This is a genomic window from Clostridium oryzae, from assembly GCF_002029235.1.
Taxonomy (GTDB): Bacteria; Bacillota; Clostridia; order Clostridiales; family Clostridiaceae; genus Clostridium_AE; species Clostridium_AE oryzae.
The window spans coordinates 1-11,527 of the sequence record NZ_MZGV01000100.1 but is presented as its reverse complement, the minus strand read 5'-3'; the positions used below and the strand labels follow the sequence as shown (position 1 = coordinate 11,527).

Sequence of the window (11,527 nt, the reverse complement as noted above, 5' to 3'; positions counted from 1 at the left end):
ATTATAGTGACTAAGGAGGAAATAATGACCAGCGTATATAAAAACAATGTTAAGGTATTAATATATTTTCTTGCTATTATATTTTTAACTCTCTCTCTATCTAGCTGTAAGAAAAGTACTAATAATACATTAGAAGCAAGCCATGGCCTAATGAATCTTAAAAAATGGGATTTTAATGTAAACGGTAATATAAGACTTGATGGTAAATGGGAATTTTATTGGAACAAGCTATTATCTCCACAAGATTTTAGAACTAGTTCTCATAAACTTACTGGTTATTACAAAGTACCAATGTATTGGACGAAATATAATACATTGCATTTACCCTCTCAAGGTAAAGCAACCTACAGGATTAGAATAAAAACAAATGATAAACTTCAAAATTTAAGTTTAAAATCACCTGAAATCTTTACTCAATATAAAATTTGGATAAATGGCCGGTTAATCGATGAGCATGGAAGCTTAACTAAAGATATAGTCAAATTTCTTCAGCCTCAAGTATATAGTTTTGCTAATAATAAAACTACTATTGAAATAGTTTTACAAATAAAGAACCATTCTGATGGAAACGCTGGTATTGGACAAAGTTTCATATTAGGGCGCAGTGATAAAATTTATAGAAAAAGATATTTGGCTATAGTCATGGAAATGGTTTTAATAGGTATCTGCTGTCTGGAGGGTATTTACCACCTAATACTATTTTTATTTAGAAGAAATGATAAAAAGCTCTTATTTTTTGGGTTGTTTTGCCTTGCTATTGCACTAAGAACCATGCTTACAGGTGAAACTGTTATAATGGAATTTTTTCCAAACTTATCATTTAATTTAGTCTCGAGAATTTCTACAACTTCTGTTACCCTTTGTGATATTACATTTATTGCTTTCAGCTACTATCAATTTAAAGAAACTATATCCAAGCTTATTGCTAAAATATTAGTAGCCTTTAATATAGCATATATGCTTATAATATTATTAGGTTCAACATATTTATATACATTTTTATTTCAGTACTACTTTATTATAATTCTTACTAGTGCAATTTCAATTGCATATACATCCTTTAAATGTGCTGTAAAAGGCAGCACCAGTGCTATTATTTTTTCTATTGGATTAATTTTTTTATGTATCAGCGGAATAAACGACATGCTTTTTTACCTTCAAAAAGTGGAAACTGGATATTATTTATGCTTAGGTTTTGTATTTTTTATATTAGCGCAGTCCATTCTGCTTGGCATTAGATTCTCTAATGATTACAATGTCATAAAAGAATTATCCTACAAATTACAAATCGTAGATAGATTAAAGGATGATTTTCTTGCAAATACATCGCACGAACTTCGTACTCCGCTAAATGGCATAATAGGAATAAGTGAATCATTAATTGATGGAATATCTGGACCATTACCAAATAAGGCAGTGCAGAACTTAGAGATAGTAGTATCAAGTGGTAAACGTTTATCACTCTTAATCGATAATATTCTAGATTTCTCTAAGCTCAAAAATAATGATATTATGATAAGGAATCAAAAGATTGATTTTAAGCAGCTCGTCTCTGTAGTTGTTACGGTAATACAATCAAATAGGATAGATAATAAAGTTTTAATAATTAACGAAGTTCCAAACAATTTGCCTTTAGTACAAGGTGATGAAAACAAATTACAGCAAGTTATGTACAACCTTATAAGAAATGCATTAAAGTTTACAAAGGCTGGTTACGTCAGAATACTTGCACAGGAAAAAAACGAATTAATCGAAGTTTGCATAGAAGATACAGGAATAGGAATAGCAAAAAACAAAATTCAAAATATATTTAAATCCTTTGAACAAAGTGAAGACTCTATACAAACAAAGCTTGAAAATATATCTCTAGATCTTTCGATAACACAGAAAATAATTGAGCTGCTTGGGGGAAATATGCGGGTTGAATCAACTTTAGGTAAGGGTTCTAAATTTTATTTTACATTAAAACCAGTATCTAATAATCTACCAGATAAAAAGCCTTATGAACTGATTGATTATTCTGAAGATTATATGGGATCAATAGGGTCTATGCACAAAGATCCTTATTTCTCTGCTGAGGAAGTCCAAAATAATACTTACCTTAGAATTCTTGCGGTTGATGACGAAACAATCAATTTGCAAGTTATTTCTAATATACTAAAACTCAGAAACTATAAAGTTGATACAGCTTGTGATGGTGTACAAGCTCTTGAGTTAATAGAGAAAAATTCATATGATCTTATTTTGCTAGATATAATGATGCCTAAGATGTCCGGTTACGACGTCTGTAAAAAAATCAGAAATAATTATACGATTTATGAATTACCGATAATAATTCTAACTGCAAAAAACCAACCAGATGATATATCAGCGGCCTTTCAGTTAGGAGCCAATGATTACCTTGTAAAACCTTTTGATAAAGATGAACTTTTGGCACGAATTAAAACACAGTTATCATTAAAAATCGCTGTTAAAAGTGCTCTTGAGAATTCTTATTTAGCTAATATTGATAGCTTGACTGGTTTATATAACAGGAGGTATCTATACGCGCTGGCCAAGGATGCATTTTTAACTGCCAAGTCAAACAATACTGCTCTCTCTGCTATGATTTTAGATATAGACTTTTTTAAAGCATTTAATGATACCTATGGTCACAGTATTGGTGATAAAGTTATAAAAAATGTATCATCTAATATAAAGGAAATCCTTAAGCAAAAGCAAATAGCTGGAAGATACGGTGGTGAAGAATTTGTAGTTATTCTTCCTGATACAAATATGAATGGTGCTAGAGCTTTTGCTGAAAATCTAAGAGCTATTATTGAAAACTCAAAAATCAATGTTAAGCAACACAATGCTATTAGGTGCACAGTAAGTATAGGTGTTTCATCTATCAATTCAAATATAATGAGTCTTAAGCAATTAATTGATGAAGCGGATATGATGCTATATAGAGCTAAGGAAAATGGACGAAATAGAGTTGAATGTTAACTACATAGTACTAGGTACCAATGTAGGTACTTATGTTCCCACATTGGTACCTAGCATCTAGTCAGGGTTCTTGCCATTAACCATTTTTGATAATCGCTGTCCAGCCGGTATTATGGACTCTGGATGTGTAAATATATAAAACTTATTGTCCTCTACGGCTGTAAATACAATCATTCCAACTGAATCTATCGGAATACCAGTTGTTACTTGACGGGTACCACGAATTAATCCAGATAAATATTCTTGTCCTTGATAGTAAGAATCTGACATACTACTATATCGCTCAGGGCGATGTTTGTCACTTTCATGAATTCCCGTTTGCACAAATGCAGGACATAGCACATGTACTTGAATATTTTTAATACCTCGTGACTTTAATCCTAGGTAAGTACTTTCTGCAAGGGATACATCTGCAGCTTTACTAGCATGATACATAACGCCGTTTGGAGATATCATTATACCTGCAGTGGATGCTACATTAATTACTGCTGCCTCTGTGCCCTGTTCTATCATTTTAGGAATGAATATTCTCATACCATAAGCATGACTTAATAAATTCACTTCTGTGATCCAATCGATATCTTGAAAAGGCAATTCCCATATAGGTCCAGACACTGCTACCCCAGCATTATTTACTAGCATATCAACTCTTCCATAGGTATCCATTGTTAAATCATACAATGCCTGTACATTTTCCTTTATAGAAATATCTGCTGTCTGTGAAATAGCTGTTCCACCCATATTTTTAATTTCTTCAACTGTCTTTTTAACGCCTTCATTATCAATATCGTTAAGTACAAGTTTCATACCATGAAGACAAGCTTCCCTAGCAATAGCAGCTCCGATTCCGCTTCCAGCTCCAGTAACTACCATTATTTTATTCTTAAAATCCTTCATTTTTTTCCCTCCCTTTAAAAAACAAATGCTTTATCGTTCGCTTCTCTCATTGCTTCTGCAATTAGACCAGGCTTACGTGCATCTCCAACTAATGTAACCTTGTCAAAAGCTTTTTCAAATTCATCAGTAAGTTTTTTACGTGACCTAACGCCTATAGCAAGCACAACAATATCTGCCTTTCTCTTCTCGCTATGAGCAGTTTCAGTAATGCTCAGTGTAATCTCTCTATCACTAACGCCGCTTAGCCCGTGACCTGTAAGGATTTCAACTCCAGCAGCTGCAAGTCTTTTTAACAATGCACCACGTACGCTTGCATATAAACTAGTACCTACTTCATTCATCATCTCTACTACAGTCACTTTATTTTCCTTTGCCAGAACCTCAGAGGTTTCCAATCCAGTAACCCCACCGCCGATAACAGCAACTTGTTTGCCTTCGATAGAAACTTTTCCTGAAAGTACATCTTCGGCAGTACAAACATTAGGTCCATCAATTCCAGGAACATTAGGAACAATTGGTGAACCTCCAACAGCCACAATTACACCATAAGGATTTAAAGCCTTGACAGTATCTACATCAGCTTCTGTGTTAATTTGTATCTCTACGCCTTGAACCCTTAACTCTGCAACTTGAGTCTGTATCAACTCTGTTATCATTGCCTTATGAGGTGGTCTATCTGCAACATTAAGCGTTCCTCCAAGTACTTTCTCTTTTTCAAAAAGTACAACATGGAAACCACGTTTTGCCAAAACATAAGCTGCCTGCATTCCTCCTGGTCCTCCACCTATAACCGCCACCGTTTTTCCTTCTCCATCTTTAACTATATTTTTATCGTTGTAAATAGTTTCACGTCCTAGAATAGGATTTACAGTACATGCAAGTGGTCTTCCTTGGTTAGCTATTTTGAAACAGTACATGCATCCAATACATTTGCGAAGTAATTCTTCTTTTCCATACTTTGCTTTATTTCCCCATTGTGGATCTACAAGCTGGCCACGTCCAATTCCAACAAAATCACTTACTTCTTCTTCTAGCAGAGCTTCTGCCGCAGCAGGATGTTTTATAGTGTTAACAGCTATAACAGGGATTTTTACATTCTTTTTAATGGCTTTAGCTAAATGTTTTTTCCAACCTTCCTCCATAAATGATGGTTCAATAATTGTATGTCCTGATTCATAAGTACCACAGCTTACATTTATAGCATGTATTCCAAGGCTTTCAAGATATCTTGCTACCTTGATACCATCTTCAAGTTTTAGTCCATCATCGATAAATTCATCTGCACTGATACGTACGCTTATAGGAAAACTCTGTCCGCAGGTATATCGAATTCCCAAAATGATTTCAGTAATAAAACGCATGCGATTATAAAAATCTCCGCCATACTTGTCAGTACGTTTATTAGTATGAGGACTTATAAATTGATTTATTAAATATCCATGTGCAGCATGAATTTCCACACCATCAATACCGGCATTTTTAGCTATCACTGCACCAGTTACAAATTTCTTTACCATAGCTTCACATTCTGCAGTGGTAAGTTCTCTAGGCATTTCTCCTACTACTTTACAGACAACTGGACTTGGCGCAACTATCTGTCTTCCTCCTAATAGTCTGCTATATGTTTCATTACCAGGGTGATGAAGCTGAATAAATATTTTAGTATCATAACGATGTACTGCATCAGCCAACCTAGTTAGCCTTGGTATATACTTTCCACTAGTGGCGGTAAGCTGATTGCTCATACCAATACCCGTTTCATCATCTATTCGAGTGATTTCTGTTATTATAAGTCCGCAGCCTCCCTTAGCGCGCTCTTCATAATAGCGAATAAGTTCATCTGAAGCTTCACCATTAAAAGATGCAAAACCTGTACCCATAGCAGGCATTACTATTCTATTCTTAAGTTCCAGATTTCCTATTTTACCTTTAGAAAAAAGTTTTTGATATTTCATAAAATCCATCCTTTCAAATTGATATAATCATATCCTGTACTCAATAATCACCTATATTTTAGCATATTTATCTATGTCGCCCTATAGATTCACTGCACGAAAACCAATGGACAATTTGTGCTTATTGCACTAAAATAAAAGTGAGGTGTTAAAAATGATGTTTTCATATCTCATTTCATTCTTACAGAATAGATTTAAGCTAATTTCCCAACAAATTGAAAAGGACAGCGATGTGTCTGATATTATGCTTTTGGATGAATCTATTAATTTTTATCGCGAAGATACTCTTTATATTGGACATCTTGCACAATTAAATACGCATATACCTGCTCCAATACATATGCTCTATTTCATTGGTGATATTAAAGAGAATTCTACCATTATGACGAATAGTGCAGCATTTTATGAAAAAGAGTTTGCTGCAGTATTTAATGCGATTAAACAGGAATTTTTACGTCCTATTAAAACTGAAGTAATCTATGCAACGATGTTAAAAATGATTATGGATGGAAAGGGACTATGTGATATTTTAAATGAAGCCTACAAGTATGTTGAAAATCCACTTGTTATTTTAGATATAAGCGGTAAAATTCTTGCACATTCTACTTCATTTAATGTCAATGATCCAATTTGGACTGAAAGTATCCAGCTGGGATATTGTCCGTTTGAATTCATGGAACATATTAAACAGCAAAGGCTAAAGCACAGTTCACCATCGGATTCTCAAGCATTTATAAGTATCTGTAAAAATACCAATTTAGTTTATTTATGCAGCAAGATTTTTTCAAAAGACACTCTGCTTGGCTATGTATTTATTTTTGAATGTAACAAAAAAATTGATGATCAGAGTAAGCAACTGCTACCATCAATAAGTTGCATATCATGTGAAGTAATTCTGCGTTCGCAGGGTAACATAGGCTTGCGTCTAAATGTATATCGCAGCATCCTAGAAGATATGCTCTCTGGTATTAATCCCCATCACGCTAGTGAAAGGATTCAAGCAAGTCAACTGCAGTTTCCAGAGCACATGCGTGTTGTAATCATACGTCCTTCCTATTATCACGGAGAGCATTACGTAAAAGGACAACTTCAAGAGGCATTGCTAAGTATTTTTGATAAAGCACCCTTCCTTTACTACAAGGGAGGAATAGCCATTATAGTACCATTAACAGATGATTATCATATTGATATAAATTCTTTTGAAAAACTCACAAGACTTTTGAATTCCGAACATTTACAGGCAGGCGCAAGTAATGCTTTTTCAAAGCCCTGGCATTTTGCAGATTATTATGCTCAGGCAGATTCTGCACTGCGTTTTTCTCAACGTCTAGGTTCATCAGAAAACCTTCATTATTACGAAAATTATGCTTTTTTTGTTATGTTGAATTCACTTCCTCCAGAGCTTACTTTGGGCAAATTTTGTCATCCATCACTGGGGCTCCTAAGAAAATATGATTATGAAAATGGTACAGACTTGTATAAAACACTAAAAGCTTATACTCAATCAGGCTTTAATAATAAGCATACAACCGAAACTCTTTTTCTGCATCGCAATACTTTAAGCTATAGGAAACAAAAGATAGCCGAAATAAGCGGTATAGATTTTACTGATCCTAATCTTATGTTTTTACTTATGTACTCATTTTATATTGACGATTTTTTAAATAAGGATATATAGTATTAAGCACCAATATATGGTGCTTAATACACCCTCTTTTCCATTGCTATGAAGTATAATCCTAGTTATTTTACAAATCCAAACCTATTGAAAGGGAAAACTATGATTCTTGCCTTCCCCATTATTTTTTTGAAATTTATATATGGATGCTTCCAATAGCGACTATCATATGAAACTGTTCTGTTATCACCTAAAAATAAAAAGCAGTGGTCTGGGACTTTAAAATCCCCTGTTTTATCACTTTTATTTTTAACATAATTCTGCTTCAATTTTTTACCATTAACAAAAACGTTCCCTTTCTTATCAACTTTAACCCTATCTCCTGGCAAACCAATAGCCCTTTTTATTAAGCGGTCTTTTAACTCATCAGAATAAAATATAACTATATCCCCTCTTTTTATACTCTTCTCACTATAAACCCTTGTAGCAAAAGCTTGATCACCTACTTTTAACGTAGGATACATCGATGGTGATGGAATTCTTATTTTGTAAACTAAGAATCTATTTATTAATAGATATAAAATTATAGCTATTAATACCGGAAATAAATAGTCCTTAATAATTTTTTTTGTAAATTTGATTATTATGCCCATATTATACCTACTTTCTATTAAATAAATTTTATATTTCTAATTTTTTTCATATATCATTCCCAACATGGTAAATTATACTACACCTTATCAAAAGTTTAAATACTATAAAGTCATCGTCACAATCTCTATCTATTACTGCTGAATAGAAAATTTATATTAGCCTAATTCTTTTCTCACGCCTGTAAAAAATGTCGCAACGTGAAAATCCATGAATACACTATATTATAGGTATCTTACTTCCTATAATATATAAATGGAGGTTATGAATATAAGATGAGTTTAAATAGTGATAGCACTTCTATTCTGATAAAACGAATACAAAACAAGTCATTGAGCAGTCCAAAAAACTTTTCAATTATCTTTATTGGTGATACTCATGTAGGCAAAGTTAGAAGCCATTGTAATCATAATGAAGGAGAAAACTATAAGGCATTATTGAAGAAAATAAATAAATCCAAAAATAAAAAGGAAGTTATAGCAATAATACATGGCGGAGATGGATGTGATTTTCCTGACAAGGGAAAGACAAATTTGAAAGACTTTGTGGATATTACTAAATCCGGATTAGAATATAAAAATATCGTTCATGAAAACAATAAAATACCTTTCTTTATGAATGTTGGTAACCATGAATATAATAAAAAGACATCCTCTCATTTAAAGGAATTCGGAAACTTAATTGGTAAAAGAAATTACGTAGTAAAACTGTTTGATAATACAAACGGACCTATGATAGCAGTCGTATTGCTTCAGACTGGTATGGAGGTTTACGGCGGCAGTCTTGGTGGATCAAAGCTTAAGACTTTTAAGGATGCTATCGAAGATGTAGAAGCACAAATGGAAGCTATAAAAAGTAATAATAAGTATAAGAGCGTTAAATTCATTATAGATATGCATATTCCACCCACATTACCTGTGTTTAACAAAAAAATTGCTGACTGCAGTGATCCTCCTCCTAAAGGAAAGAAAAAAGCTCACAGTTTATGCATCAAAAATGATAATACCGATTTTATTAATTTTATAAATAGGTTTACCAAAAAGTATAAAAATAGTATCCTTGCCATAGTATGTCACCATAAACACTGGTATTTCCAACCTAATATAAGAAATAATAGCAATTATATGATTAGTAATGTTCCAGTATTCATTACTGCACAAGGTGGAAATTGTCATAGAATTAAAAAAAATGCACCAGGTCAATTTAGTTACTACGAGCTCAAATTTTCAACCACTTCTTCAACAAAAAAAAATTACAGAAAACATTATAAGCTGAATAAAGTATATAGGATGGATTTAGATATTAAATCTAACAAACTAACTAAGAAAATCAAATATTAAAGCGGGGGATAGAAATGGGTAAAAGTAAGCTTTTCTTAGAATTAAAGGACGATTTAGAAACAAATTTAAGTGATATTTTAATCATTCTAGAAAGATATCCTGAAAACAAGTTATTCAGATTGTCTAATGAGATAAAGATTATATTATATAGATTTATAAACAAGTTAGATTCTATTCAGCAGAAAAAATTCCAAGATCTGATTGATCAATGCTATGAAAATGATGAATATGCTGAAGAATCTGACGATGAAGGAGATTCTAATGACAACGACTCTGAAAATGACGATTCTGAAGAAGATGATGACATAGAAGAAAGTGAAGATGATTCTGAATTTGAACAGGATGAAAGCTTTGATGAAGAAGATGAACAAGACGAATAAACCAATATATATCACTGCTTACTAAAAAAATACCCGCAAGAATAATTATCATTTTTACGCTTATTCTTGTGGGCATAATAATCTTTACTTAATTTTTCTTCGTTTTGTGAATGCCAGTCCCACATGTTTATTCTATTTCTAAAAGGAGTTTACTATATGTTTCATAAAACGCTAGGCTTATGTTCCACTAAAATGTTGGTAGTTCTACTACTATTTTATGTACAAGCTAAAAAATTCTTTTCATTGATTAAAAAAATTTCACGTGGCAATAATTTAAATAGAGGTGTTTTAGATGAAATATTTAGTCTACAAATCTGCAGTGAATATTGCCAGAGCAAAGAAAATAGATTCTGTTTGCTTAAATAGTTATTATACCAAAATGCTACATCTTATCCTTAATAGGAATATAAATGCATGCCCTTATTGTCATAGTGCTAATATAATAAAATATGGTCACTTCTTAGATAATAAACAAAGACATAAATGCAAAGATTGCGGCAAAACCTTTAGTGAAGTTACAAACTCTATATTCAGCTATTCAAAAAAGAAAATAAAATATTGGCTTAGTTATCTGGGTTTGATGAGTAAGCAATTTACTATACGTGAAAGTGCTCATGCGCTCAAAATAAGTCCTACAACAGCTTTCTATTGGAGACATAAGATATTAAAAGTGCTTAATGATAATCTTCCCAGCAAGCTAAGCGGCGTTATTGAGATAAAAACCACATATATTAAGGAGAGTTTTAAAGGCAAACGATATACAAATAACTTCAATCGTCCAATTAGTGTTGGAAATATACATAATGATTTTGCCGATATAGCTGACAGAAGAGTTTGTGTATTATGCTGCCATGATAATTCCAAAACCATATTCTCGAAAACTTTATGCAGAGGATCAATCAATTACACTTCTATTTATCAAAATTTGAAAGATAAATTACCTAGTGATTGTGAGCTATGTACAGATAATAACATGGCTTATGTTAGTTTGGCTAAAAAACTTAATATAAAACTTCATAAATTGAAATATGGTACACAAATATTAGAAGGTAAGTATCACATAAAAAATGCCGCTAAATTCGACAATAATTTAAAAGAAATAGTATCAAAATGTAGGGGTGTATGTACAAGATATTTGAATTTTTATATAGCATGGATAAAATGGCTTTTCAATAACGATTTTCATAATTGCATTATAAATATAATTAAAACGTTAATTGTCAGTAAAGTAAAATTTACAAACAAAGATTTACATAACATAGGCGAATTAGGATAAATGATAATAGTTCTTTTTATAAGGATTTTAAATGCATGTACAATTTTTATATTAATTGTAACAACATTTATCTAGAACATAATTACATAGCTTTCCAATTATACTTCTACAACTCCTTCTTTCAGCTTTGTACGTCTGCTCTCCCGTGGGGCTTCCCCAAAAGGCTGAAGATTGATAATTTTCAGCGGGCAATTCATCCGACGGCAGGAGGATATCTTTAATTGCCCAGTTGTACTGAGGGAAGCCCTCACGTCAAAAAATGAAAAAACGCTAAGCTTTATACTTAGCGTCTTTAACCTGGCAACGTCCTACTCTTCCGTGGGGCTTCCCCCAAAGTACCATGGGCGATGTAGAGCTTAACCTTCGTGTTCGGTATGGGAACGGGTGTAACATCTACTCCATCATTACCAGATAGTCGTTTT

Annotated in this window: 8 protein-coding genes and 1 rRNA gene; 5 read left to right on the top strand and 4 right to left on the bottom strand. The window is 32.6% G+C overall.

The window, feature by feature from the left end; all coding sequences use genetic code 11:
* Positions 1–24: 24 nt before the first annotated feature.
* On the top strand, positions 25–2,988 hold the full coding sequence (locus CLORY_RS21545; protein WP_139376119.1) for a diguanylate cyclase: 2,964 nt from the start codon (positions 25–27) through the stop codon (positions 2,986–2,988).
* Positions 2,989–3,045: 57 nt separating this feature from the next.
* Here the strand turns inward: CLORY_RS21545 and CLORY_RS21540 are convergent, their stop codons facing one another.
* Both CLORY_RS21540 and CLORY_RS21535 read right to left on the bottom strand, forming a co-directional pair.
* Entirely contained in the window at positions 3,046–3,885 is an 840-nt protein-coding gene (locus CLORY_RS21540) for an SDR family NAD(P)-dependent oxidoreductase (RefSeq protein ID WP_079428425.1), read from the bottom strand.
* A 14-nt stretch (positions 3,886–3,899) separates the two neighbouring features.
* Positions 3,900–5,840 carry an NAD(P)/FAD-dependent oxidoreductase gene (locus tag CLORY_RS21535; RefSeq protein WP_079428423.1) on the bottom strand — a complete coding sequence of 647 codons (1,941 nt, stop codon included), beginning with the start codon at positions 5,838–5,840 and terminating at the stop codon, positions 3,900–3,902.
* A 154-nt stretch (positions 5,841–5,994) separates the two neighbouring features.
* Here CLORY_RS21535 and CLORY_RS21530 point away from each other — a divergent pair, with 154 nt between their 5' ends.
* Complete coding sequence (locus tag CLORY_RS21530) at positions 5,995–7,518, top strand: PucR family transcriptional regulator (protein WP_079428421.1); 1,524 nt, start codon at positions 5,995–5,997, stop codon at positions 7,516–7,518.
* Positions 7,519–7,583: 65 nt separating this feature from the next.
* On the opposite strand, the gene lepB is transcribed toward CLORY_RS21530, so the two are convergent.
* The gene (lepB, locus tag CLORY_RS21525; protein ID WP_079428419.1) at positions 7,584–8,111 is read right to left on the bottom strand and encodes a signal peptidase I; all 528 of its coding nucleotides are present in this window, start codon (positions 8,109–8,111) and stop codon (positions 7,584–7,586) included.
* A 273-nt stretch (positions 8,112–8,384) separates the two neighbouring features.
* On the opposite strand from lepB, the gene CLORY_RS21520 reads away from it, so the two are divergent.
* The 3 genes from CLORY_RS21520 to CLORY_RS21510 all read left to right on the top strand — a co-directional run bounded on the left by CLORY_RS21520 (position 8,385) and on the right by CLORY_RS21510 (position 11,105).
* Positions 8,385–9,449 (top strand): metallophosphoesterase, encoded by a 1,065-nt coding sequence (locus tag CLORY_RS21520; RefSeq protein WP_079428417.1) that lies wholly within the window; start codon positions 8,385–8,387, stop codon positions 9,447–9,449.
* A 14-nt stretch (positions 9,450–9,463) separates the two neighbouring features.
* Complete coding sequence (locus CLORY_RS21515; protein ID WP_079428415.1) at positions 9,464–9,829, top strand: hypothetical protein; 366 nt, start codon at positions 9,464–9,466, stop codon at positions 9,827–9,829.
* Positions 9,830–10,121: 292 nt separating this feature from the next.
* Positions 10,122–11,105, top strand: a complete 984-nt coding sequence (locus tag CLORY_RS21510) for an IS1595 family transposase (RefSeq protein WP_079428413.1) — start codon at positions 10,122–10,124, stop codon at positions 11,103–11,105.
* A 295-nt stretch (positions 11,106–11,400) separates the two neighbouring features.
* Here CLORY_RS21510 and rrf read toward each other — a convergent pair.
* Positions 11,401–11,517: ribosomal RNA gene (gene rrf / locus CLORY_RS21505) — 5S ribosomal RNA — on the bottom strand.
* Between the last annotated feature and the right edge of the window lie 10 nt (positions 11,518–11,527).